Source organism: Allocoleopsis franciscana PCC 7113 (assembly GCF_000317515.1).
Classification (GTDB): domain Bacteria; phylum Cyanobacteriota; class Cyanobacteriia; order Cyanobacteriales; family Coleofasciculaceae; genus Allocoleopsis; species Allocoleopsis franciscana.
Genome location: NC_019738.1, coordinates 6046135 through 6071745, shown reverse-complemented (window position 1 = coordinate 6071745; position 25611 = coordinate 6046135). Strand labels below are relative to the sequence as shown.

Genomic DNA, 25611 nt, shown 5'->3' with positions numbered 1-25611 from the left:
GCTCCAAAAGACTACTATTAATATAGTCACACACTTATTTTTAACTTCTGTCTATGAGACCCACACCGCAATCAACCGTTTATTGTACCGAAGTAGTAACTTTTCTAGGAATCCAGGGCTAAGTAAGGATAGATTGGATAGAGTCTAGACCTGGACGAAATTTTAGTGTTAAGGGTGCCGGGGGCAAAACTTACCTCGGTTAACCAAGGGCTTTGGAGACATTGTGATGGTTCAATATCATATTCAGCCAGATAGTGAGATTCCTGCCTCAAAGCAGCTATTTGATCAAATACAATTTGCGATCGCCTCTCGGCAATATCCCCCAGGCCATCGCTTGCCCAGTACCAGGCAATTAGCCATGATTACCGGTCTGCATCGTAACACCATTAGTAAGGTGTATCGGCAATTAGAAGACACGGGACTGGTAGAATCTCAAGCCGGTTCAGGGATTTATGTCAAGGCACAAGGTCATGAAGGGGGTGCCCAGCGACAGTCTCCCATCCTCAATCAGTATCCTAAAGCCTCCAAAATTGTGCAGCAGAGTTTGGATGAACTGCTGGCGCAGGGTTGCTCTCTGAGTGAAGCCAGAGAACTGTTTTTGACCGAAATCGATTGGCGACTGCGCTGTAGTGCTCGGGTATTGGTCACCGTTGAGTCACGAGACTTGGGGGCTGGGGAGTTGATGGTACAGGAATTAGAAAAATCCCTGGGAATTCCTGTGCAGTTGGTGCCGATGGAGGAACTCGCCCAAGCGTTGGATCAAACCAACTCTGGTACCGTTGTCACCAGTCGGTATTTTATCCGACAAGCCGAAGAGATCGCAGCTCCTAAATCGGTTCGTGTTATTCCCGTAGATATCTACGATTATGGGAAGGAAATCAAGCTGATTCAAAGCCTCCCCAGGGATAGCTGCTTGGGCGTAGTGAGTATCAGTGACGGCATCCTACGGGTTGTAGAAGTGATCATCCACAGTCTACGTGGGGAAGATTTGCTCCTGATGACAGCACAGTTTAACGAAACCTACAAACTGAATGCCTTAGTGCGTAGTGCCCAAACGATTCTGAGCGACCAAGCTAGCTATCAAACTGTCAAAGCTGCCATCTTAGCGGCTAGAGAAGACATTATCCGTCCCCCAGAATTGATTTGCAGTGACAATTATATTGGTAGCAAGTCGATTAACTTGCTCAAACGCGAATTGGGTTTGGGTTAAGGGACACAAAATTTAAGGTTTTGCGAGTGGCTTTTTGCGCTGGGCAACAAGTTTCTTGAGAGACGAACTGAACTGTGGAATGAGGAGAAAAAATGACCATTAACATGCATCCAAGCATGGGTTTGAAGGATAGCATTGAGCAGCGTCGCGCCGCACGATCATTCCGCAGCGATCCCATTCCGGACGCTGCTTTAGTAGAAATTCTGCGGCTGGGAGTCCGAGCACCGTCTGGTTATAACCTCCAGCCTTGGCGCTTTGTGGTGGTAAGGGAGACAGAAAATAAGGAAAGACTCAAAGCTTGTGCCTTCAATCAGCGACAAGTGAGTGAAGCACCTGTGGTTTTAATTTGTTGTGGGGACAGGCGTGTCGCTGAACCTGACTACATAGAATCTGTGATTAAGTTGGGTGCTGAAGCTGGGGCGGTGAATGAAGCTTATGCAGATGTCATGCGCCAGAAAATCCCAGCTTTGTTTGAAAATCATCCCTGTTTTCAACATGTGGAAGCTTGGACAAACCGCCATACAATGTTAGCCGTCGCTCATTTAATGATTGTGGCGAAGAGTTATGGTGTAGATAGTTGCCCTATGGAAGGGTTTGTCAGTGATCAGGTGAAAGAAGCGTTTCAAATTCCAGCGGAGGTCGATGTTTGCTGTCTCTTAGCATTAGGCTATGTAGCTGAACCGTTTAAGCCTTATGGTGGACGTTTTGAGATTGATCAGGTTTTCTTCGGTGAAAGTTACGAACAACCCTTGACGCTCTAAAGTAGACTGATTCCGTCGCTTCTAACTCTGGCAATCAGACGCAGCATTACACCCGACTGGATAGGCGGATTTATACGTACTAGAACGCTTGCCAAACCAACTGTAACGATTATCGCGAACTTGCTCGTAAACGCGATCGCCCATCCATTTCATCCCAGGCAGAGCTCGGTAAGCCGAAACAAACACATTGCCGGCGGGTAACAAATTCCCAATTTCCTCTGCCGCATCACTGCCTTGCCAGCGACGTTCTGGTGAGGCAGCATCAATTAAAATCATCCCCATCTCGCAGTCTTGAGGCGTTACCCCAAAATTCTTCAGCGCTTGTTCCTCCTGCATTGAAATGTAATCGAATAGCTGTCCTTTATCCAGGTTTTCTAGTACCTGTACCAGGGTGACGCAAAGATTACAGTTGCCATCGTAAATAACGTGGTATCTCATTTTCTCGTGATTGCTTTCGCCAAAAACGGCAGTACATCTCTATTTTTAACTTAATTGTGAAAAACGATGAACAGCCTTTGTAGAGACATAGGTAGTGCTGTTTAATATTTCAGCATCCGTTTAGATGACTCCTCCTAAGCCACTGAAGGAGGCTGCTTTTGTTCAGCTTGCTTCTTACCTGTATGGTTTAGCGAAACTCTTGGAATTTCCCGGATAGGCTCCCAAGTTTGCGTAAAAGGCAAAGAATTAACTGATTCTTAAGTAAGAGAGTCTAACCACAGCACTGAGCCTCCAGTGTTTATTCAAGAGGTAGAAATCAATGAAGACCCAATGGAAGAAATTATTCGTTAAAACAACCGTTTGGTTAGCCGCTGAGATTATTCTCAATCTGATCGGACTTGATAACCTAGCTGACTACAGCGAATTTATCTATGAACAAGAAGTCATGGTATTGAGCCAATACCCTCAGCCGACAACTCTGATTATTGCTTAGATTTTTAAGTTATTTAAAATGCGAATTATAGATTCTTTGCATAATTTATAATCCTTTATGCTTAGTAGAGAACTTCCAGAGTGGCAGAGAGATTTTGGTGAAGGAGCAGTCGCATTCCATCAATTCAACCCATAGGGAGAGGCGAGAGCTTACTTATTATTCCTAAGATTCAGAAGGGGAAGTTCGTTCTTATCCTCATAACATAAGTATTGGCGATAGCAAAAAACAATTCTTATCTTCCCCTATGTTGAATGTTTAAAAAAACTATGTTTACTCTAACCAAACAATCCCTCTCTCAACCATTACTATTCATCCCGATTGCTGCCCTGTTAACTCTTTCAACAGGCTGTCGCATCGAGCAAGAACAAGCGGGACAATTACCAGATGTTGACGTTGAAGTACAACCTGGGCAATTGCCCAAGTATGATGTCAAAGGTCCTGATGTTAATGTCAAGACAGTTGAGCGAACCGTTACAGTCCCTCGGGTTGAAGTTGTACAGGAAGAAAAAACGGTTGAAGTCCCCTATATTGACGTTAATCTCCCCGGAGCAGACCGAAAAGAGCAGACCTTAACGGCGGAAGTTGCGGTTCCCTCTACAGGCTACGACCTCGATATTCGAGATGTCTATATCGTTAACAACCAACTTTGGGTAGTTGCTCGGCTTGATGAGAAAATTCCCAATGCGCCCAGGACTACAACCAGCGTATCAGACCGCATTGTGATCAACGCACCCGAAATGCCTGTACGATACTACATCATTGGAAAACGCCCCAGTGGCAATGTGGTAGAAGAATATACGTTTATCGATCAGCGTCAAGCGATTCAGGAGCAACTATCCTCAGGGCAACAATTGTATAGCCGTCAAACGGTTTAGGCAGCTACCCTTGCTGTTTAGCCTAGCTTTTGTGGAATAGGCTTCCCAGCCTGTATCAATGATTGGACATACTCCGCCAGTGCTTTATGGCTCAGGCGGATTCTTTGGTAAATTAAATGTGCGATTGATTACTGCCATTCTCACAATAACCCCCGATAATGAATAAACACCAAAATAGCCGCCCAAGAACCCAACGCGACTTTTATGGCTACTAGGATGTTGAGCAGTGGGATAACCCCGCCACTAACCAGTGCACCTAACTCTCCGTGCGGTAATTCAAATCCGGCTAAAGTGATAACCGCCAGAACAATGAAAATCAGAACCGAAACCTTCTCCCATATCGCAGCGTTCCAGCGCTTATAGATATCCTGCATCCACTCCGTTGATGAGGTAATCGCCACAAGGCCGATCGCAGTTCCGCCTGCCACTCCAGCCGCAAAACCACCACCCGGACTCAGATGCCCCCGAATCGCCAGTTCGATACCCACCATCGCGGCAATGGTTGCTCCCAGACGTGCCATAACAATCGATGGTTCATCTTTAAACTGATAGATTGTACAGAACGGCTTTTCATCCGCCAGCAGAAACTTTGCACCCATGACCGCGATCGTAAATACTACCACTTCAAAGATCGTGTCATACAGCCGATTCCTGAGAATGACAGCCGTAACTGCATTAGGGACTCCACTCTCTTGTACAAGCGTTTGGACAATCGACAGCGATAAATCGGGTGCCGGATTGGGCATGATCAGGAATTTGATAAATAGCGCTATCCCTGCTGCAATGTAAACCCATTTCATTTGTGTTTCTCCTCTGAGTCTGATGCATTGACATAAGTCAGGCTGGTCGCTGGTGACGAAAGTTCGGCTTGCATAATCTCATAGAGGCGTCGAACCCTAGTTGTGGTGTGATAGGGTTGCTCTTCGTCTCCATCTAGCGGGTAGTTTTGGTGATCGTCTTCTAAGCGTGACCGTTGGGAACAGATGGCATGGACTTCTTTGTCCATCAGCGCTCGGTGCAAGGCTTGCGTATTCGTGTACGGGACGACCTCAACACGCATATAGTGTTTGTGAAAAATTAAACGCATGTCATCCATCAGTTGCTGAAAATGGTCACACTCTTGCCAAGTCGCTACGCTAACGGCGTTGCCGTCTGGTACAGACTCGTCATCCGCCTCGATTGCCTTTGGCAGTGCGCTTTGCACAATCGCCCCCTCTTCGAGTACACCAAGACGCATCACCAGTGAAGAACGCACCGCGATCGCATAAAGCGTAATCGCCAGCAGAGTCCCCATCAAGGCTTGGGTCAAAGCCACATCCGCCGCCCCGAAAACCGCAAATACCAATGCCGCTACCGCTCCCACTATTCCCTGGACTACTAGAGCATGGTAGGGATTAGTCTGAAGGATCAGCATCAGTGCGGACAACGGTAGCAGGGCAGTTATGACATAGATATAGCTATCACTCATCATTCCCTCCCGTGCTGGAAGAGTATGCCAATACATACCCCAGTACTGTATTCCAGATTGCTAAGGTGATAATGCCCAGGACAAGTAGCGGCCATTCACTGGGTATTTTCAGGAGCAGTCCAACGATGATGAGCATACTCCCAAGCGTATCTGCAACCGAAAGAGTATGCAGCTTGAATAATACCGAGCGGTGACCGACTAGGGGAAAGGTTCCCCAAAACCAGAAGAAAATTCCTATACCTATGAAGATATAACTAAGCGCGTTGATCATAGTTGATTCATTCGTTTAAGGACTTGTGCCAACAACATTAATCCAGCATTCCCTACACTTAGGATGATTACTCCTGTAACACCGAGCATCCAATCATCCCGTAAGACGGATACGACTAAAATCATGATTGATGTTTTGGTGGCGACACTTGAAAATGCCAACATCTTCTGCCAGATATTCTCATCCTGCCAAGCTTCGTACATGGGGATAAGCAGAGCCAGAATCATTGCAATTAGTGCCAAGTTCATGCCTTTCTCCTCCTTCGTACCCAGTGGACTTCGTACCAGCCATTTTCGTGGTATTTCAAAACAATGGACTTGGGCGTAAAGGTGATTAGAAATATATCTAGAAAGATGAGTCCGGGTGTCCGTCCGGCTTTGACTTGTTCCATCGTCACATCCTCGTGATTATGGGGACGGAAGATGATTTCAAATGCCTCCATATACGCTTGGGGAATCGCCACTAGGGTTTCCCAAAGCACACGTAGCCAATCCTTTAATGCTTCCGGGGTTTTGGGTCGTCCCGGTAATAGGAATGCGATGCTGACGCCGATGATGATATTTTCCACACTCAGATTGGCGGTGAGCAAAAACCAGATGGCCAGTCGCAATATCAGATTCAAATGTCCAATCATGGTTATCCAAAACTTTGACGAAATGAACTTAAGTAAGAACAGAGTTTTTGGAAATTATTGATCATGCATTACCATCCAAAAGAGCAGGAGCAACATTAGACTCATTCCACCGATCAGATGCTCAAATTGCTCCACAACACGGGGCAGCTTGATTACAGATCGTTTAAAAATCAAAAGATACGCCAACCAGCCCAAGCCAATAGTTGCCAGTGGTTTCACGATATTCTTAAGGGTATAAGCTTCGTAATAGGCAATGTTTGCAACAAACAAGCCAACGAGCAGCACAATCGCCGCAGGCCAGAAACCGGGTTTTACTGCCTCTTCGCCGTCTGCTTTATGGGGCAAGAAAATGAATTTGGCAAATGAGATTGCTGTTCCCAAAGCCGCAACGTTCATGGCAATTGTTTGCCAGGGTAGAAAATTTTTCGCCGTCAACACCTTCGCCCCAAAGCCGGACAATAAGGGAAAGCCTGAGATTGAGAAGCTGGCGATAACCAGAGCAATCCAGACCGTTGTTTTGATTGGTCTGTGTTGCAGTTCCTTAAAGTTGCGGCTTGGTAAAGCACCTGCAATCAGGAAAAGTACTGATTTGACCAGTCCGTGCGTCAGTGCATAAAAGCCACCTACAGTTGGGGCAGCGAGGACAAAGCCCAACTGCGAAACCGTATGGAATGCCAGCATCCGCTTGGTATCTTTTTCAAAGACGGCATAAAATACGCCCAGCAGCGCCGTTCCCACTCCAAACAGCCGGATCAGCGGATCGAGCTCCTCCACCATCAGCGCACAACGCACTAGCGGATAGACTCCAGCTTTGACCACAACTCCCGACAGTAAGGCTGATACTGGTGTCTCTGATTCGGAGTGAGTCAACGGCAACCACAATCCCGATACAAAGATTCCCCCCTTAACCAAGAGTCCCAGAAAGATCAGGGCCAGTGCTTCCGGCGGTGCCCCACGCAAACTGGCAAAACTAAAGGAATGATTGGTCTGATAGGCTAGCACCGCACCCACCAGATAAAACAGCATGGCTGTGTTGCTGATAAACAGATAGCGCAAGGCCACCCAAATCGAGCGATTGGTGCGGGGATAGGCAATCAAGAGAAATGCCGCAATCCCACTGACCTCTAACGCCACGTATAAACTGATAAAGTCTGCACAGGCGAACGCGGCATTGATGCTGCCATGTAAAATGATGGCTTGTGCATAGAAAAAAGCTGTTTTATCGCTTTGCCAACAGTAGAGGATAACCGCCAGCGTTACCACCGCATTGGTCAATATAAAGTAGCCACTTAACTGATCGACTATTAATGTGACGCCGAAATTATCTAATAATTGCAGTGTCAGTGACGACTGAGTGATAAATAGCTGCAACGCATATCCAGTCGAGACGAAAGCCATGCACAAGGCAAGGGTTTTGTCAAGCTTGGGGAGCAGGTAAATGGTGAACCCCAAAAAAAACGGTAGTGCGATCCATGCGATGGTAATAGTGTTCATGGCGTGTTGCTCTTCTCGATCTCGTTGCTTTCCAGGGTGGGATTATCTCGTGCCAACTTCATAACACCGACCAGCATTACGCACTGAATCGAAAAGCCGATCACAATTCCCGTCAATATGACGGCCTGGGGGACTGGATCGGCGTAAGCCCCATTTGCGGCATCTGAAATAATGGGTGTGAATAAACCATCTCGTGATGCAACCAGCACGTAATAGGCGATAACCCCCGTACTCATGACATCCATCGAGATGATTTTCATCACCAGGTTCTTTTTCAGGATGATGCCGAAAAATCCGCAGAATATTGTTGCAAAGACGAATGCTTCTAACACGAGACTTGCCTGTTGGGTAAAGGTCGGTTGTAATTATTTTTGCAAAAATCAACTCTTTCTGATAGGCAGTTTAATTTCTCCGGGGCGCTGAGGATAAGCAACCCCTTCAATCGTTCAACTCTTTTCCAGATGGCTATCCAGACGTTTGGCAACCTCTTGAACCTCCGAGGGATGCCTTTTTTGCCCTTGTTTTTTGAAAGAGTCCTTGATCGGTGTAACTGACATGCCTTTACCCCTGCTTAGTACGTATTAATAGTGCTGTATTTCTATTTATTGCACTATAAAATAGAGCCAGATGGGAAGCAAGGAAATCCGGTGATTTTAGAATTGGAATTTCCAATGGTTTTCCAAGGGAGATTCCGTTAAGAAGCTGAGCCGGAGATCATGCGAGGACGGGGAAGTCGGGGGAGTCGGGGAGCCTTTAGAGAGAAACTTTCCTCACCGTTTTTTTAATGTGCGCTTTTGGGATGCTCCCATAAATCCTCGATTGGCAATTAGTGAGACCAGTTGACCGGAAAGGGACGAAGAACTCGTGTATAAGGGAACCGTCCTTTGATCTTCCTGGACTTCCAACTAAACCATGACTCAAGATATCCATCGGTTTTACAAAGCCTGTAACCCTAGTCAGATTTTGAGTGATAGTGATAATCATCAACCCTATCAACTCAATTACTCACCTGTACGGGGTCTGAGAGTCATGGGAGCGATGAAAGAAAAAATTCGGTGTGCCCCCTTAGTGATGGCAACTTGCCAGTTATTTACGGGTTACATCGGCACTGGCAAAACGGTAGAGTTACTTCAGCTCAAGACAGAACTAGAACAGGAATTATTTCATGTCGTTTATTTCGATGCCAAGGACGATGTGGATTTGGCAGATTTAGATATTGAGATTCTGATGATGGTGATCGCCCAGCGCATCATTCAAAGCTTGGAAGCCTTGAACATCAATATCTCAGAAACATTCTCTACTGATCTACTCAGTGCCCTCTCAGAGTTACCAGAAATTTCCCCAACCTCCTTAGGACTGGGTAAGTTAATCCCTGTCCTGAAAAGTAGTGTCAAGCTTCGCAAGTACCTCCGGCATATTTTGGCAAGCTGTAACTATACGCTTGTGGCAGCCATCAATGAAAAATTGTTGGCACCTGCGATCGAACAGCTTCAAAGCCAGGGCAAAAAGGGCTTAGTCGTGATTATAGATGGCTTAGACCGCTTAGACAGTCCCCGCAACGTCTGGGGATGCCACCAATACGAAAACCTCTTTATTGAGCAAGCGGCGCAGCTACGTGAACTTAGCTGCCATGTAGTCTATACATTTCCTCTGGGATTGGTTTTCTCGGAGGAATATGTTGTTCTCCAGCAGCGCTTTGGTGTGACCCCCATCCTACTACCCATGATTCCCGTACAGCACCGGGATGGTCGTGACTGTGAGCAGGGGATGGGACTCCTACGGCAGATGGTTTTAGTTCGAGCTTTTCCCAAACTTCAGCCAGAGGAACGCCTCAAGAGGATTACAGACGTTTTTGACTCTCCAGAAACCCTAGACCGACTGTGCCGCATTAGTGGCGGAAATGTGGGGACGTTGCAAGAGATGCTTTATCGATGTCTGGAAGAAGGAGAACTACCTTTATCACGAACTTCTGTGGAAGCCGTGATTCGAGAAAGTCGCAATAGCTTGGCTTTTGCCGTCGATAATCACGAATGGGAGTTGCTTGTGCGCGTGGCGAAAGAGCATCGTTTGACGGAAGAAGCAGCAGATGAAATTTTACGGCGATCGCGGTTTGTTTTGGAATACGAAGACGACCGAGGACGCTGGTATGATATTAATCCGCTTTTGTTAGAGGCAGAACAATTCCAGGCGATCGCCCCGAAAAAACTCTAAAAATTAGGGAGAGGGGGAGAGTGGGGGAGCAAAGAAAGAAATTTCTAGTTTTCTCATCTATAGCTGTCGCCATAAAGCTTAGGACAGATTGAACGGCTGTAAACGACCACGTACCAGTAAAAAGCCTTCTGCCTCCTGCCTTTTGCTATAGCTATGGGATTACTTATTGCCACACAGTAACCCAAACCGAATCAATCCACTTCGGTAGCCCCGGCTCATCAATCCTAAGGATAATGCAGCCTGTATCGTGCTCCAACCGCTTTGAAACAAGCCGACAATCACTTTAGGGTCAAATGCTGAATTAATTACGATATCCCAAAAGGGTGCAACGGCATCCGACCAATCAGCGGTACGAATGTTTTGCAGAGGGAGACTTTGGGCGATCGCTTCATACTCCGGCAGCGAAATGACATACGGCAAGCAGTAAACTCGGTATATTTCCTCTAAATGCCGCTTTTCATCCGCCGTTAACTCTCCCGTTGCGGGCGTTATGGGGCGATGACACCACGTTGCCATCAGGAAAGTTCCGCCTGGTTTGAGTACTCGGTAACACTCTTGGAGAAATTTTTCCTTATCCGGCATGTGTTCGCCGCTTTCCATCGACCAAACTAAATCAAACGAGTGATCGGCGAAGGGCATCTCTAGGGCATCGGCAACTTGGAACTGAACCTCTGTCCCTAACCCCGCTTCTTGTGCTCGTTGGGTTGCTCTTGATGCTTGCACTGGACTTAAAGTAATCCCTGTAGCTTGAGTATTAAACTTTTGTGCTAGGTAAAGGGAACTGCCGCCGATGCCACAACCGACATCGAGAATTTTTGGACAAGGTTTTGGGGTTGTCCCTAAGTTGCTTACCTCTGCCCAGTTGAGCATTTCCTCAATCAGGTCAATTTGTGCCTGACGCCGTTCTTTTTTCTCTTTGCCAGTAGGGCCGTAGTAGCCGTGGTGCATGTGTTCGCCCCATACTTGTTCCCACAAACCGGACGAGGCGTCATAAAATTGTTGAATTTGGCTCTTGAGAGTAGAACTCATGAATTGTCGTGCTGATGAGTAGACCGGAATTAGCCTAGCAGACAAACTCCTGCTCCATCAAAAGTACAGGGCAGATTTCATTTCATTTATTTCCTCTTGTCCTGCTATTCTAAAGTCCTTGGTTTAGGAGTAAGCTGCAAAAAGGATTTTTAAGTCAAACTCTCCATGACCATTTCGCGCACCATTTGCCTCGGATTTCTTGCAGTGATTACCGTAGGCACATTTTTACTGATGCTACCGATTTCTACCAGCGCTGGGACATGGAACGATCCACTGGTTGCGCTGTTCACAACGACCTCTGCGGTCTGTGTCACGGGTCATATTGTTGTTGATACCGGCACGTATTTTTCTTTCTGGGGTCAGCTATTTATCCTCATACTGATCCAAATGGGAGGGTTGGGCTACATGACCACAACCACCTTTCTCATCCTCCTGGTGGGTTATCGGTTTGAATTGAGGCATAAAAGGGCAATTCAAGAAGAACTGTCTCGACCGGGTCTCCAAGATAGCGCTCAACTCATCCGCTCTATCATTGCCACTATAATTATTTTTGAAATTACGGGTATTTTTCTGCTTTTACCTGTATTTGCGCCAAAGTATGGGTTAGACTATGGACTTTGGTTGTCCATTTTTCATAGTGTTAGTGCCTGGAATAATGCTGGCTTTAGCCTATTTAGTGATAATTTAATAGGCTATAAATCCTCGGTAACTGTTAACTTGGTTATTACGTCACTTATTATTTTTGGCGGGATTGGCTATCAGGTGATTATTGAAACCTACTTAGGGGTACGCGATCGCTTTCGGAAAGAACCTAAGCGCATTAACTTTTCCTTGAATTTTAAAGTGGTTACCAGTACAACCTTAATACTTTTAATTGTTGGGACAATTGCTATTTTTTTGACCGAATTAAATAATCCACAAACCTTAGGTTCTCTAAATTTTAAAGACCAATTACTAGCGGCGTGGTTTCAATCTGTCGTACCCAGAACGGCTGGCTTTAATTCTGTAGATTACAGTAAGATGACGACAGCCGCTTTATTTCTCACGATTGGATTAATGTTTATTGGAGGTAGTCCCGGTGGAACGGCGGGTGGCATCAAAACCACAACATTACGAGTTTTGACGAGTTGCACGAGGTCGATTTTACAAGGGAAAGAAGAAGTCCATCTTTATGAACGGCAGGTAGCCATCAATCTCGTTTTAAAAGCGGTGGGTGTCTTACTCGGTTCAGCTACAACTGTGATAATATCAACCATGTTAATTACCCTCACCGATCCAAACGTAGAGTTTATCCGCATCTTATTTGAGGTTGTATCAGGGTTTTGCACAGTAGGTCTTTCCACAGGTATTACTGCCGGTCTCTCAGCGGGAGCAAAGCTGGTTTTAATTGCTACTATGTACATCGGACGGGTGGGAGTTTTACTGTTGATGACGGCACTTTTGGGCGACCCCCGTCCTAGCCGCATACAGTATCCAGAAGAAAATTTATTGGTAGGATAATTATGAAAAGAACCAATCTCTTGCTAGTCTTGAGATTAATGAAAAGAAGCTTATTTCAAGCTTGAGTCGGTTGATTCGGAGGCCGACATTGAGCTACACCTAGACACGATAAAGGAAAATAATGTGAATCTGTCATCTTTCAGGTTCTTTCGCAATCTACGCCGAGACAATAAACAATTTGCCGTGATTGGATTAGGGCGCTTTGGTCGGGCTGTTTGCGCCTCACTACACCGATTAGGCTATGAAGTACTGGGCACAGATGTTGATGAAAAACTGGTTGCTCAAGTCTTGAGTGACCAAATTGTAGCCCATGCCGTGCAGTTGGACTCCACCGAACCACTGGCGCTGAAAGAAGCGGGGATTTTTGAATTTGATACAGTGATTATTGCAATTGGTAACTTTTTGCAAGAAAGTATTGTTACTACGCTGAATGTTAAAGAAGCCGGTGTGCCTTATGTGGTTGCCAAAGCTTCTTCAGAGGTTCACGGTAAACTGTTGCAGCGGGTGGGAGCCGATCATGTGGTTTTCCCAGAATATGAGGCGGGTTGTGCCTTGGCAAGATTGTTGACGAAACCGTCCATCCTAGAACGCTTCGATCTCGATCCTAATAATAGTATTGTGGAAGTGTTGGTGCCGGAAGAATTCCATGGCAAAACGGTCACGGAACTGGAACTCCGTAACCGCTATGGCGTGAATCTACTGGCGATTGGACAGAACGATCAGTTTGAAATTAACCCCGACCCTCACAAGCGCCTACATAAAGGTTTAGCGATGGTGATCATTGGCTCGAACGAAGACATTGACCGCCTACCGATTTAACCGCTCCTGATTAAATGGAACAAGGCGAGGCAAATTAGGCTGTTGAGGTGCCACTTTAGGGGATGGCGTTAAAGGAGTTGGGGGAGATGAATTAGGCTTTTGAGGTGCCCCTGTCGGCGGTTGTGTAAAAGGAATCAGGCGAGGTGAACTAGGCGGTTGAGGTGCCGCTGTAGGGGGTGGCGTTATAGGTCTTGGGGGAATCATGGTTGGGCCTTGGAGCGGCTGAGTCACAGAGGGGACTGTTGGTTGTGCCGCTAGCTTCTGCATATACTGGTCAATTTCGTCTACCTTCGGCAAATTCCCTTGGAACGAGTATAAGCTCTTGGCTTGGAGCAGAAACGACATCGCTTCATCTCGCCGTTGAGACTGTTCTAGGGTGACGCCTAAGTTAAAAAAGGCATCAGGCATGTTGGGGTTGAGCAGAATCGCCTGTTGGTATTGCACCAGCGCTTCTGGATATTGCTTGAGTTGCTGTAGCCCGACTCCCAAGTTGTAACGTGACATGGCGTCGTTGGGTTCTAGGCGCACGGCAGTCTGGAGAGCGGTAACGGCTTGATCGTACTGACGGGTTTTGAGCCGTGCTGCCCCTAGGCGTCGATGGACATCGACATTATTGGGTTCGAGGTTGGCTACCCAGGCAAAGCGATCGCCAGCTCCCTCAAAATCTCCCCGCTCTGACAACACCATACCCAATTGGTACTGAGCCTGAACAAATTTGGGGTCTAGCTTGGAAACTGTCCTCAACGACTCTTCAGCTTCCTTCCACCGACCTTGTCGAGCTTGCAGAATCCCCAATTGATAGTGCCCCTCAATTAAGTCAGGATTGAGCTTCACCGCTTGTTGGAAGGCGGCAATGGCGGGTTCGATTTGATTTTGCCTGACATAAAGCAACCCCATATTATAAGGCGCACCTACATTATCGGGGTTGAGCGCGATCGCTTGATTATACTCGGCGAGCGCCTCTTGAGTCCGACCTTGAGACTCTAACGCCAAAGCCATGTTATATCGAGCTTCGGGGAGATTCGGCTTGAGCGAAAGCGCTTTTTGATACTGGCTAATGGCTTCGCTCACGTTCCCTTGTCGATACATCGTCAAGCCTAGGTTATAGTAAGCCTCTGCCATATTGGGGTCAAGAGCAAGGGCACGGCGGTACTGATCCGTAGCCAGATCCGTTTTCCCTTGCTGGAACAGAGAATTTCCCAACAAATAATGCGCCATGGGAATAAACGGGTCAAATTGCAGCGCTCTCCGCAACGCCTGTTCTGCCCCTTCAAAGTCGCTGCGATTATACAGGGTTAATCCCACTTGAAAGGAAGAAGCGGCCTCAAGATTCTCACTGTACAAACCTTCGATCCGCTGAGCGAAGGCAGGACTGGCACTTGTCAACCCGAAACTGATCAGGGTGGCGGCAAGTAACGGGATCTGTTTGTAGTGTTTGAACATAGGTAGAAAACCGTCCCCGGTGGCTACTAGCTTTGAGTATCAGTGTTTACCCAGATTTTAATCGCTTCGATACAAAGCCAGCATGGCTAAGAAAGGTATTAGCATATCATTTTCGGTTCTCTGGCGTCTGGCAAAATCAGCATGGCATCCCCAAAGGAATAGAAGCGATAGTTCTGAGCGATCGCCTCTTGGTACAACGCCAACAAACGCTGACGCCCAATCAAGGCACTCACTAACATCAACAAACTAGAGCGGGGCAAGTGGAAATTGGTAATCAACCCATCCACCACGCGCCACTGATATCCCGGATAGATGAACAACTCCGTCTTACCCGCAAAAGGCTGCAATTCCCCACTCGCTGCCGCTCCTTCTAGTGCTCTCACCACGGTTGTTCCGACAGCAATCACCCGTCCTCCCGATGCTTTCGTCTCCCGAATCATCTCTACAGTGGACTGGGGGACTTCTAACCACTCTCCATGCATGGCGTGATGGGTAATATCCTCCACTTCCACGGGGCGAAACGTGCCGATACCGACATGTAGGGTGACAGATGCCTGCTGGATACCCTGTTGCCGACATTGTGCGAGTAACTCTGGCGTAAAGTGTAATCCAGCCGTGGGAGCCGCAATTGCCCCCGGAACTTGAGCATAAACGGTCTGATACTGTTCCGGTAGGGCTTGGGTGTCCGTAATATAGGGGGGAAGTGGCACCTGACCATATTGCACCAAAAGCGCTGCCAAGGAGTCCTCAGGGGGAAGATCAAACTGCAACAGACGCCCACTGGTTGCTTCATCTCTGGCTAGAACCGTCGCACTCAAAAGGGGGAGTGGGGGAGTTCCCCCATTACCCAATGGGGGAGTGGTGGGGGAGGGTGTTCCAGGTGGCTGCGGTTCAAAAAAAATCTTAGCCCCCGGTTTGAGACGCCTGCCCGGTTTAACGAGTGCTAACCAACAGTTATCCGATCGCTCTTCCAACAGCAATACCTCCACGGGTGCTCCGGTCGATTTATAACCATAGAGTCGAGCCGGTATCACCCGTGTATTATTTAGCACCAACAAATCGCCGGGGCGTAACAACTTCGGTAAATCGCGGAAAATGCCATGAGTGTGGTGAGTGGGCGAATCCACAACTAACAGGCGCGAACCATCTCTTTCGGGGAGAGGGGTTTGGGCAATCCGCTCCTGGGGCAGCATATAGTCATAACTAGAAAGCAATCCATCTATCGGGTGACTCTGGCTCAGCCGCGTGTTAGTGACGGTGTCGCGCTGGAGAAAAGCCGCCATCTTATTCGAGACATCAGAGGGTTGAGACTGAGCATCATCCATAGGTTTAGTGTTTTGAACAAATCTGTCAACCGTTATTTTACTGAGAGGAGATTCCTTAACAAGACACAAAATTGGGTAAAGTCCCCTATCCCATATCGGGGGCATTGCCCCTACCCGTCTTACGTAGCTCTTGCAACAATTAAAGGTATAGACCTCCTTGAAGTTTTAAGCCAAGAAATATTATGGATTACCTCTACTTTTTGGCTAACGCCAGCCTGACACTACGAGTGGTTGAGTATCTGAACTCGATGCACCAGCTACCCATTCAATCTATGACGGTGATTCATCAGATTGACGGCTGGGTGATCAAGGTTAAGATGAACGGCCCCCTCACTCCGCACCAGCATGGAAATTTCCGGTCATTCATGAACGAATTAGGGATTCCCTACGACCCTGAGATTCGTTTACAAATGGCTCTTTGGAGCTTGGAGACAGGACAATCGCCCATCGACGTGATGCGTCGCTATCAAGTTGCTGTTGTTTCTCATGGTAATCCTGACCGGAGCGATATTGAAGCGTTTCGTCAGCAATTTACGATGGGGTTAGGATACTGCCCAGAAACATTAGCCTAATTTGAGGGTTGAGTTTCGTGAATCCGAATCAGTGGCTCTCTAAGAACATTTCCATAAGACGCAGATGAACTGTCTGATGCCTCATGAATGTCATCTGCGGAAGTTGTTCTTGTTAGGATAATGACTGTTTAGTCCAGACCATCGAAAGCTGATGGGATATAGTCTTGCAAGATTAACCGATATCCTGCTCTGCATAGGGGTTGACCTAGCTGAATGGATGCAACTTGTCTGCTGTTTCCTTTGTCAATCGCTACGGGTAAGGAAGGGGAATCGGTGGAATGCGGTGAAACAGACCCTTGGCTAGCGCGACGTGAACGTTGGGAAATCCTCTGGTAACTGACGAGGGCAACATCAAAGCGACAGGGAAGATGTGCCAAATCCGGATGTTCTGCCAGAAAGAGTTGGGCTGTTTGCCAAAGTTTAGCTTGCTTTTGCCGCGTAATCGCCAACCGTCCATCCGCATCCCAGTTTCCTGAAGAACGAGTTTTGACCTCGACAAATGCCAATGATGAGGCTGTGTGAATGCTTCCGGATGTTGTTTGCACACAAATGGGGGGTTGGTGAGTTTCCAAGTTGGGTAAGGAATGCTGGGGTTCACACACTCGATCAACTTGTTGGGCAATTAAATCGATCTCTCCCCAGCGACAACGCCAACGGTGATGTAAGATTAGCCAATTTTGGGTCTTTAACCACTGTGCCACGAGCTGTTCTCCTAATTCCCCCACATTAGGAGTTGAGTTGGGAGGGGTTGAGATGGGGTCAGACTCCAAGCTCACAGATGCCCCTTGCTGGTAAGATAAATATGGTGATTCATAGACATTGTTCGCCAACTCTTAAAGTTTTTCAGTGGCTCAAACCTGTATGATTCGTCGGCACAGTCTGCCTATTCCAGCTCTGGTTTTAAGTCTAGTGGTCTTCTTGCTGGCTGGTACGTGGATGTTCGGAGTGAGCGCGACGCCTGCTCTAGCCTTAGATTACAACAAAGAAATTTTAATTGGTGCAGATTTTTCTGACCGTGACCTGACGGATTCGAGCTTTACTAAAGCCAATCTCCGCAGCAGTAACTTTAGTCATTCTAATTTAGAGGGCGTAAGTTTCTTTAGCGCTAATCTGGAATCTGCCAACTTTGAAGGTGCCAATCTCCGCAATGCCACCTTAGACACGGCACGTTTAACCAGGGCGAGTTTAAAGAATGCGGTGCTTGAGGGCGCATTTGCCTTTAATACCAAGTTTGATGGGGCAACGATTGAAGGGGCTGATTTTACAGAGGTTTTGTTCCGCCAGGATGTGCAAAAACAACTGTGTCATGTTGCCAGTGGGACTAACCCCACAACTGGACGCAGCACTCGTGATACTTTGTTTTGCGATTAGTCTTGGCTTCGGCTTATTATGATGTCCGGCTGATTAGGCTTAATAAAAGTATGTTTGTAGTGAGAGCTTCAGCGCCCACTCCGAAAGGACTAAAGTCCTCACTACAAACCCCGGATAGTGTAGTTCTCGACTTCAGACCTGATATTAACTGAAGCTGTTTTTGATAATGTCGGAGATGTTGAACTGACGTAGCTGGTCAAGTTCCTTAATCCGTTGGTCTACCTTATAGAATTCTTGAGAGTAGTATTTCCATCGTTCTGGTTCAGTTGCGGGATTCAGCTTCTGCCACTGTTCCAGACAGTAACGCCGATGCTTTTCACAGGTCACCCTTTCTAAAGAGGCTGTCGCAGCTTGAATTAACAGGGGAGTACGGACGATGTCCTCTTGTCTTTTCTCATCGAGATGGAATAGATGGGCGACTCTACGCATCTGTTCAGGGAATTCCATACTGCGTTCTTGCAACAGCGAGATCAGCGGATCAGATGTCTGAGGGGACACCGGAACCACTAGTGATTGCAGTTCTAAAATTTGCTGCCATAAAAATCGGTGAGGAGAGAGACTAAAGAGTAAATCTTGAGCTTCTAAGGTATCGATGATTGTCTGCCGATATTCGGGCCGATGCAAGTAAATTCGTAAAAGTAAGGCTTCGGCTTGCTCTAAAAGGTTGCGCTCCGAAGAATCGTTTAATGGTGGAAGAGAATTATTTTCCTTGTTGTGATTCCGCCATTTTCTCTTAATATGAGCAAATAGATACTCGACTCGCAGAGGTACGAGTCGAGCATCACCTTGACTGAGGATTTCTCCGCAGTTACGGACATAATAGGCACGGGTGTCATCATTATCAATTCGACTCAGTAACTTCACCATTTCTTGGGCAAGTTGCTGAAACTGAGAGGCGTCATTGAGGTTTTTACCGCTTAGGAGTTGGTCAATCTGCCAATCAAGCCACAGTGGGGCAGTTGATAGGAGATTCCGATATTGTTCAGCTGCATTGGGGAAATGGGAGAGAAATTCATCAGCGTCTTTCCCTCCCGGCAGGTTTAGAACTCGTAGCTGGACTTGACCTTTATAAGCCAGATCGGCAATTTCTTCGATCGCCCGCAATGAAGCCTGAGTCCCCGCTTTATCCGCATCGAAATTGAGGATAATCTGCTTGGATTCGGTGTAACGTAGGAGTAGCTTGACTTGCTGTTCACTTAGGGCGGTACCCAGTGAGGCAACCACATTGGTAATGCCAGCCGCATGAAGTGCGATCGCATCAAAATATCCTTCGACAACCACGGCTTTGTCTTGCTTGCTAATCGCATCACGGGCTTTATCTAAAGCAAATAGGGTTTTGCCTTTATCAAAGAGTGGGGTATCTGGGGAGTTAAGATATTTCGGTTGCTCATCTTTTAGGGTTCTGCCCCCAAAACCAATGATTCGCCCTTGAGTATCGTGGATGGGAATCATTAGGCGATCGCGAAAACGGTCATAATAACCTCTATCCTCTTTGCGGGGTGCAATTAATCCCGCTTGTTCCACCAGGTGCACAGGTTTGCCTTTTTGCTCCACCAGGTACTTGTAGAGGGTTTCCCAACCACCGGGTGCATACCCTAGCTGAAACTGCTGAATCGTCTCCTCACAAAGACGCCGCTCAGATTTCAAGTACTCTAGTGCCGCCTGTCCTTGTGGTTGCCGCAGAGCATGTTGATAGAATGCGGTGGCTAACGCCAGAATCTCATAAAGTTGCTCGCGCAGGGACAACTGACGCTGTAATGACTCCCGTTGTTCGGGTTCCAGGGTTTTCACGGGTACCTGATAGCGCCGTGCCAAATCGAGGATAACGTCACTGAAGGAACGTTTACCCACTTCCATCAAGAACTTAACCGCATTTCCACCCGCATTGCAGCCAAAACAGTAGTACATCTGCTTACTGGGACTGACGCTGAAACTGGGCGTCTTCTCATCATGGAAGGGGCATAACCCAACATAGTCCTTTCCGCGCTTGCGTAAGACAACATGATCTGAGACAACATCATAAATGTCAGCCCGTTGTTTAACGTCGTCAATGGTGTCGGGATGCAGGCGGGGGATTTCCACTTTGTCGGTTAGTGAGGTCGATCAGAGTATCTCTAAGCGTAACTCTATAGAATACTGTTGAGCCAACACTACTGAGCCTCACCAATCAGAGTAAAAGCCGCCCAATCTCTGGGGTCAGGGTGTTGCTTGAGGGTAGTCAGCATGGCTTGTCGCAAGGCTTGGGCTTTATCGGGGTTTTTCTGGAGATTTTGGTAAAATTCCGTCATTAAAAATGCTGTTGGTGCATCGGGAACCGACCACAATGAGACGATTACGCTGGGGACACCTGCACTAATAAAGGAACGCGATAAGCCAATCACGCCATCCCCTGTAATTTTGCCTCGTCCCGTGTCGCAAGCACTCAACACGACTAATTCTGCATTGAGTTTGAGGTTGAGGAGTTCTTCTGCAGTGAGTAATCCATCACTCTCCTCTACCCCCCCTGTCCCCCCCTTGGTAAGGGGGGGTGTCATAGATGAAGGGGCAAGGGCAATAGCACTTTTTAATCCTTGGATATCATCGAGTATTCCATGGGTTGCTAGATGGATAATTCGGGCTTTGGGCAGTAATGGTAAAATCGCAGTTTCTGTCGCTTGATTACCGATTAGTGGTTGGGTGTTTAATAGAGGTGCGATCGCTTTTGCTTCTGCTTCTGCACCGGGTAAGGGTGCTAATTGTTGCGGTGGTTCCCCAATTGCAGGCGCAACCTTGGGCATCGTCGGATTACCCACGACTAGCGCATTGTTGCCTCGCGTTGCTACTTGTTGGCGTTGCTGGCGTGTAAGTTCTAAAACCTGAATTGATGGTGCGGTAAGGATAGTGTGGTTTTCTATTAGGTATTTGCCACTTTCATCTTGCAAAGCTGGGAAAGGAACGAGGAACAACGAACTTTGCGGGATGAAAATTACTTTGTCGCTCTCTTGTGTGGGCAATAAGTCAGAAATAGGTTTGACTAATAATTCATGCAAACGCTTTAATTGGTCTTGTACTTTCGGTGCATCGATCCATGGAGTAACACCAAGACCTCTGACACCTATAGCATCACGACTGCTAGTAACTAAATCTACAAGCGTTGTATTCTCTTTCTGCCACAGGGGTTTTAGGTCGCTGCGACGAAAGGTTATTTCTCCTGTGGGTTTGATGACCCAAATGTAGAGTTCTGATTCTTTGGTTTGTTCTTTCCCTTGAACGTTGAATGTATGGGTAATAATCGAATATTCAACGAGAGTCGCGTTTTGTTCTTTGGCAATTTGTTTAATCTTTTCGATATTAGGTGGAGTAATACTAGGTTGCTCGTTTTGGTTAGGGGATATTCGCTTGGCGAGTAATTCCACAAAAGCACGCGCCCTTCCTCGTTCGGCAATTTCTAGGGCTTCATTAGGTTTATTCTGAGCAATCAAAACTTCTTGTAGTAAGCGGTAAGTCCGACCTTGCTTTTCAAAGATGGATACTTTATTGGCATCATCCAATTTAGTTCGCAGATTTTCCCAAATTTCAATGGCTCTGCGTAGGTGTTGTTCGGCTTCTGGGAGATTGCCAGCTTGACGCAGAGCATTAGCTAGATTGTTTAAAGCATTGGCTTCACCTTCGTGGTCTTTTTTTTGCTGTGCTACAATTAAGCTCTGCCGATGTAAATCAATTGCCTTATCGCTATCCCCAAGGGACAGATAAACATTTCCCAAACCTCCAAGTGCTTCACTACGACTAAAGGCTAATGCTTCTTTGTAATATTGAATTGCTTTGTTGTAGTCACCCAATGAATGATAAATATTGGCTAAATATAGTTGGTCTATTGCTACGCCAAAGTAATTTTTAACGGCTTTGTCAATGACTAAGGCTTGTAAGTAGTCATTAATGGCTTCGTTAGATTTGCCTTGATAGTTTTTACTAGCTCCACGACGACGAAAAATCTCTGCTTTGAGTTGGGAATCTTTCTGCTGCTGAAGTATTTTTAAGGCTTGATTGTAAGAATCGATGGCTTTGTCATAATTGGCTAAGGAGTTATAGATATTCCCTAGATTGGAGAGATTTTGAGCTTGGATTTGTGGGTAGTTAAATTTCTGGGCTATGGTTAAAGCTAGGGAGTAAGAATTTATGGCATTAGTATAATCACTCAGACAATAGTAAGCGTTTCCTAGTTTCTCCAGAATATTAGCCTCACTTTCGCGATCGCCAATTTCTTGATAGATTTTGAGTGCTTTTTGCCAGGGTTCAAATGCTTGGGCACAATTTGGTGGTGGAAATTCCTGCTTCGCCAGTCTGTCAGCTTCTGCTTTTGGTGAAGAAGGGGGTTCAGCTAACTCTAAAGTGGATAGCAATTTGCCATTGGTGTCCCATACACGAGCCGTTCCATCATCAGATGCAGTAACAATTCGCTGTCCGTCTGGACTAAAACTGGCACTGAAGGCAGCACTCCGATGACCCCTTAGTTCGACTAGCAGCTTGCCCGAAGTATCCCATATACTGGCTAAATATGAGTTGGCGACAATACGTTGCCCATCCGGGCTAAAACTGGCACTACTGACTTCACCGAAATGCCCTCCGAGTTCTGCTATTAGCTTGCCCGAAGTATCCCAGATACGGACTGTACGATCCGAGGAGGCGGTGACAATACGCTTTCCGTTCGGGCTAAAACTGGCACTATTGACTTTGCCCTGATGTCCTTTTAGCTCGGCTAGCAGCTTCCCGGAAGTATCCCACACACGGGCTGTGTTGTCTGAGGATGCGGTGACAATTAGCTTTCCATCCGGACTAAAACTGCCACTAGTGACATAGCCCTTATGCCCTCTAAGTTCTGCCAGTAAGTTGCCCGAAGTATCCCAGATATTAGCTGTACGATCCGAAGAGGCGGTGATAATACGCTTCCCATCGGGGCTAAAACTCGCATTGTAGACCCAGTCATTATGCCCTTTTAGCTCAACGAGCCTCTTACCCGAACTATCCCACAAAATGACGTTTTCCAGAGAGGCAGTGACAATTAACTTTCCATCTGGACTAAAACTGGCGCTCTCTGTTTGCGATCGCAATTCTTGCCGATCCCATTCCCATGTAAGTTTAGCTAGCAATTTACCAGAAGCATCCCACAGACGAGCATCATCGAAGGACATGGTGACAATGCGCTGCCCATCTGGACTAAAGCTAGCGCTGGTGACACCGACATCATGTTTTAAAACAGCTAGCAGTTTGCCAGAACTATCCCATACACGGGCGGTTTTGTCATTAGATGCGGTAACAATGCGCTGTCCGTCGGGGCTAAACCTGGCACTAAAGACAGTAATGTCCAGTGGCTGATCTGGGCTAGAGTCAACCTTATTAGAAGAAGATGGGGGACTAAGGGTTTCATCAGAAGAAGGGGTTTCAGACAAGCGAGGTGAGTCTAGCAATTTGCCAGAAATATCCCAAACACGGGCTGATACGTCAATGGATGCGGTAACAATGCGCTGTCCATCGGGGCTAAAACTGGCACTAAAGACAGAGCCTTTATGTTCTAAAACAGCCAGTAGTTTGCCAGAAATATCCCACACGCGGGCTGTTGCGTCATTGGATGTGGTGACAATATGCTTTCCATCGGGGCTAAAACTGGCGCTGTTGACCATTAGTTCATGCCCTTTTAGCTCGACTAGCAGCTTACCAGACAAATCCCAGACACGGGCAGTTTTGTCACCTGATGCAGTGACAATCCGCTTTCCATCTAGACTAAAATTGGCACTGTTGACCATATCAGAGTGCCCTTGAAGTTCTACTAGCAGTTTGCCAGACAAATTCCAGACACGGGCAGTTTTGTCACCTGATGCAGTGACAATTAGCTTTCCATCTAGACTAAAATTGGCGCTAGTGACTATGTTATGGTGTGCCAGAATAGCTAGCTGTTGACCAGAAGAATCCCATAGTCGGGCAGTTGTATCATAGGATGCAGTGACAATTAGCTTTCCATTCGGGCTAAAACTGGCACTAGTGACTTCGCCCTGATGTCCTTTTAGCTCGACTAACAGCTTTCCAGAAGTATCCCAAATTCGACCAGTTTTGTCCTTGGATGTAGTGAGAATGCGCTTCCCATCGGGACTAAAACTGACACTTGTTACCTCATCCTGATGCCCTTTCAGTTCTGCTAGCAACTTGCCGGATAAGTCCCACACACGGGCAGTTTTGTCATCAGATACAGCGACTATTAGCTGTCTATCCGGGCTAAAACTTCCAAGGTACACACGACCCGCATACCCTTTGAGTTCGACTATCCGCTTGCCGGATAAGTCCCATATACGGGTAGTGCCACTGGATGTTACAACCATTTGCCCATCCAGGCTAAAACTCGCACTGTTGACGTCCTCATTATGCCCTTGCAGTTCAGTAAATAACTTACTTTCTGTATCCCATACACGGGCAGTGCCATCATTAGACGCGGTGACAATCCACTTTTCATTAGCGCTAAAACTTGCACTGTTAACACCGCCTTCATGCCCTTCAAGCTTACCTACCCATTCCCCTTGAGAATCCCAAATCAGGGCAGTTTTATCAACAGATGCGGTAACAATCCGCTTTCCATCCGCGCTAAAACTAGCATTCAGTACACTATCCTTATGCCCTTTCAGTTCCGCTAACGGCTTACCAGACAAATCCCAGATACGGGCAGTTTTATCATCCGATGCCGTAACAATCCACTGTCCATCCGGACTAAAGCTGGCACTCCAAACGGTATCAGTATGCCCAGTAAGTTCCGCCAACGGCTTGCCAGATAAATCCCAGACACGGGCGGTTTTATCAGCAGATGCCGTAACTATTCGCTTGCCATCAGGACTAAAACTCGCACTGTAGACACTACCTGAATGTCCTTTGATTTCCACCAAAAGCTTGCCCGAAGCATCCCACACGCGAACCGTTTTATCAGCACCTGCGGTAACAATCTGCCCTCCATCCGGACTAAAACTGGCACTATAAACATTACCCTGATACCCAGTCAGTTCCACTAACTGTTTGCCTGACAAATCCCACACGCGGGCAGTCCCGTCAAAGGATGCCGTGACAATGCGCTGTCCATCGGGACTAAAACTGGCACTCCTGACACTCGCCGAATGTCCTCGCAATTCCCCTACTTGCTTGCCGGAAATATCCCACACACGGGCAGTACCATCAGTTCCTGCCGTGACAATCAACTTGCCATCCGGGCTAAAACTCGCGCTGTTGACACTCCCTTCATGCCCTTTGAGTTGAGTTTCCTGTGCGAAGTAATCAATAAAGCTGCCTGAAGCAGAAGGTTTAGTGGCAGGATTTTGGTTTAATTTTGGGTCATTGGGGGCTTGTGCTACAGCCTTTGGTGTCGTTAATAATGCTGGCAAATTGACAGGCACAGAGGTTGAAACACCGAAGGCAAACACAGGGACAAGCAATAGACCAATTTTCTGAAGATGCATCAATCTCAATTAGAGTAGTGGGATTGGCTAGAGGTAGCGCTAAAGGGTGATGAACCCGAAGGGGAGCGATCGCAATTATCTACATCGAAAGCCTATATCTCACACTCTTCAACTTATGCATGTAAATTATTTTGTATGCCGTTTACCAATTAGAGCGCTTGAGGTTGAGCGGGAATAGGGCTAGCGGTTAGGCAGCGAAATCCGTATCCTAAATGAGTGACAGCGAGT

Annotated in this window: 23 protein-coding genes; 9 read left to right on the top strand and 14 right to left on the bottom strand. The window is 47.0% G+C overall.

Features of this window, described 5'->3' with window-relative positions; translation table 11 throughout:
* Positions 1-226: 226 nt before the first annotated feature.
* Both MIC7113_RS24860 and MIC7113_RS24855 read left to right on the top strand, forming a co-directional pair.
* The gene (locus MIC7113_RS24860) at positions 227-1210 is read left to right on the top strand and encodes a GntR family transcriptional regulator (RefSeq protein WP_015184963.1); all 984 of its coding nucleotides are present in this window, start codon (positions 227-229) and stop codon (positions 1208-1210) included.
* A 92-nt stretch (positions 1211-1302) separates the two neighbouring features.
* The gene (locus MIC7113_RS24855; RefSeq protein WP_015184962.1) at positions 1303-1971 is read left to right on the top strand and encodes a nitroreductase family protein; all 669 of its coding nucleotides are present in this window, start codon (positions 1303-1305) and stop codon (positions 1969-1971) included.
* Positions 1972-1992: 21 nt separating this feature from the next.
* Here MIC7113_RS24855 and MIC7113_RS24850 read toward each other — a convergent pair whose 3' ends face one another.
* The gene (locus tag MIC7113_RS24850; protein ID WP_015184961.1) at positions 1993-2409 is read right to left on the bottom strand and encodes a thiol-disulfide oxidoreductase DCC family protein; all 417 of its coding nucleotides are present in this window, start codon (positions 2407-2409) and stop codon (positions 1993-1995) included.
* Positions 2410-2728: 319 nt separating this feature from the next.
* Between MIC7113_RS24850 and MIC7113_RS37355 the strand changes: the two genes are divergently transcribed.
* On the top strand, positions 2729-2902 hold the full coding sequence (locus MIC7113_RS37355; protein ID WP_015184960.1) for a hypothetical protein: 174 nt from the start codon (positions 2729-2731) through the stop codon (positions 2900-2902).
* A 266-nt stretch (positions 2903-3168) separates the two neighbouring features.
* On the top strand, positions 3169-3777 hold the full coding sequence (locus tag MIC7113_RS24845; RefSeq protein ID WP_015184959.1) for a hypothetical protein: 609 nt from the start codon (positions 3169-3171) through the stop codon (positions 3775-3777).
* Between the two features lie 140 nt (positions 3778-3917).
* On the opposite strand, the gene MIC7113_RS24840 is transcribed toward MIC7113_RS24845, so the two are convergent.
* Genes MIC7113_RS24840 through MIC7113_RS24810 form a run of 7 tightly spaced genes read right to left on the bottom strand, consistent with a single transcriptional unit; the run spans position 3918 to position 7976 of the window.
* Positions 3918-4577 (bottom strand): Na(+)/H(+) antiporter subunit B, encoded by a 660-nt coding sequence (locus MIC7113_RS24840; RefSeq protein WP_015184958.1) that lies wholly within the window; start codon positions 4575-4577, stop codon positions 3918-3920.
* Complete coding sequence (locus MIC7113_RS24835; protein WP_015184957.1) at positions 4574-5245, bottom strand: DUF4040 domain-containing protein; 672 nt, start codon at positions 5243-5245, stop codon at positions 4574-4576. The genes MIC7113_RS24840 and MIC7113_RS24835 overlap by 4 nt, the downstream gene beginning before the upstream one ends.
* Complete coding sequence (locus MIC7113_RS24830) at positions 5238-5516, bottom strand: monovalent cation/H(+) antiporter subunit G (protein ID WP_015184956.1); 279 nt, start codon at positions 5514-5516, stop codon at positions 5238-5240. The genes MIC7113_RS24835 and MIC7113_RS24830 overlap by 8 nt, the downstream gene beginning before the upstream one ends.
* Positions 5513-5764 carry a hypothetical protein gene (locus MIC7113_RS24825; protein ID WP_015184955.1) on the bottom strand — a complete coding sequence of 84 codons (252 nt, stop codon included), beginning with the start codon at positions 5762-5764 and terminating at the stop codon, positions 5513-5515. Before MIC7113_RS24825 ends, MIC7113_RS24830 begins: the two co-directional genes overlap by 4 nt.
* Entirely contained in the window at positions 5761-6150 is a 390-nt protein-coding gene (locus MIC7113_RS24820) for a Na+/H+ antiporter subunit E (protein WP_015184954.1), read from the bottom strand. The genes MIC7113_RS24825 and MIC7113_RS24820 overlap by 4 nt, the downstream gene beginning before the upstream one ends.
* Positions 6151-6204: 54 nt before the next feature.
* Positions 6205-7644: a cation:proton antiporter gene (locus tag MIC7113_RS24815; protein WP_015184953.1), complete on the bottom strand. Its 1440-nt coding sequence runs from the start codon at positions 7642-7644 to the stop codon at positions 6205-6207.
* On the bottom strand, positions 7641-7976 hold the full coding sequence (locus tag MIC7113_RS24810) for a cation:proton antiporter subunit C (RefSeq protein ID WP_015184952.1): 336 nt from the start codon (positions 7974-7976) through the stop codon (positions 7641-7643). The genes MIC7113_RS24815 and MIC7113_RS24810 overlap by 4 nt, the downstream gene beginning before the upstream one ends.
* Before the next feature lie 580 nt (positions 7977-8556).
* Between MIC7113_RS24810 and MIC7113_RS24805 the strand changes: the two genes are divergently transcribed.
* The gene (locus MIC7113_RS24805) at positions 8557-9855 is read left to right on the top strand and encodes a P-loop NTPase fold protein (protein ID WP_015184951.1); all 1299 of its coding nucleotides are present in this window, start codon (positions 8557-8559) and stop codon (positions 9853-9855) included.
* Positions 9856-10014: 159 nt separating this feature from the next.
* On the opposite strand, the gene MIC7113_RS24800 is transcribed toward MIC7113_RS24805, so the two are convergent.
* Positions 10015-10884, bottom strand: coding sequence for a methyltransferase domain-containing protein (locus MIC7113_RS24800; RefSeq protein ID WP_015184950.1), 870 nt, complete (start codon positions 10882-10884; stop codon positions 10015-10017).
* Between the two features lie 165 nt (positions 10885-11049).
* Here MIC7113_RS24800 and MIC7113_RS24795 point away from each other — a divergent pair, with 165 nt between their 5' ends.
* A complete protein-coding gene (locus tag MIC7113_RS24795; protein ID WP_015184949.1) occupies positions 11050-12384 on the top strand; it encodes a TrkH family potassium uptake protein in 1335 nt (444 codons plus the stop codon).
* 123 nt (positions 12385-12507) lie between these two features.
* On the top strand, positions 12508-13203 hold the full coding sequence (locus MIC7113_RS24790) for a potassium channel family protein (RefSeq protein ID WP_015184948.1): 696 nt from the start codon (positions 12508-12510) through the stop codon (positions 13201-13203).
* Here the strand turns inward: MIC7113_RS24790 and MIC7113_RS38445 are convergent.
* Positions 13192-14646, bottom strand: a complete 1455-nt coding sequence (locus tag MIC7113_RS38445; RefSeq protein ID WP_015184947.1) for a tetratricopeptide repeat protein — start codon at positions 14644-14646, stop codon at positions 13192-13194. The two genes, MIC7113_RS24790 and MIC7113_RS38445, sit on opposite strands and share 12 nt — an antisense overlap.
* A gap of 98 nt (positions 14647-14744) precedes the next feature.
* On the bottom strand, positions 14745-15929 hold the full coding sequence (gene queA, locus MIC7113_RS24780; RefSeq protein WP_041781249.1) for a tRNA preQ1(34) S-adenosylmethionine ribosyltransferase-isomerase QueA: 1185 nt from the start codon (positions 15927-15929) through the stop codon (positions 14745-14747).
* Between the two features lie 224 nt (positions 15930-16153).
* Here queA and MIC7113_RS24775 point away from each other — a divergent pair, with 224 nt between their 5' ends.
* A complete protein-coding gene (locus MIC7113_RS24775; RefSeq protein ID WP_015184945.1) occupies positions 16154-16543 on the top strand; it encodes a hypothetical protein in 390 nt (129 codons plus the stop codon).
* 128 nt (positions 16544-16671) lie between these two features.
* Here MIC7113_RS24775 and MIC7113_RS24770 read toward each other — a convergent pair whose 3' ends face one another.
* Positions 16672-17319: a YraN family protein gene (locus MIC7113_RS24770; RefSeq protein ID WP_015184944.1), complete on the bottom strand. Its 648-nt coding sequence runs from the start codon at positions 17317-17319 to the stop codon at positions 16672-16674.
* 85 nt (positions 17320-17404) lie between these two features.
* Between MIC7113_RS24770 and MIC7113_RS24765 the strand changes: the two genes are divergently transcribed.
* Positions 17405-17914: a pentapeptide repeat-containing protein gene (locus MIC7113_RS24765; protein WP_015184943.1), complete on the top strand. Its 510-nt coding sequence runs from the start codon at positions 17405-17407 to the stop codon at positions 17912-17914.
* Between the two features lie 144 nt (positions 17915-18058).
* Here MIC7113_RS24765 and dnaG read toward each other — a convergent pair whose 3' ends face one another.
* The gene (gene dnaG / locus MIC7113_RS24760; RefSeq protein WP_015184942.1) at positions 18059-19996 is read right to left on the bottom strand and encodes a DNA primase; all 1938 of its coding nucleotides are present in this window, start codon (positions 19994-19996) and stop codon (positions 18059-18061) included.
* Positions 19997-20064: 68 nt separating this feature from the next.
* A complete protein-coding gene (locus tag MIC7113_RS24755; RefSeq protein WP_015184941.1) occupies positions 20065-25383 on the bottom strand; it encodes a CHAT domain-containing protein in 5319 nt (1772 codons plus the stop codon).
* Positions 25384-25611 lie beyond the last annotated feature (228 nt).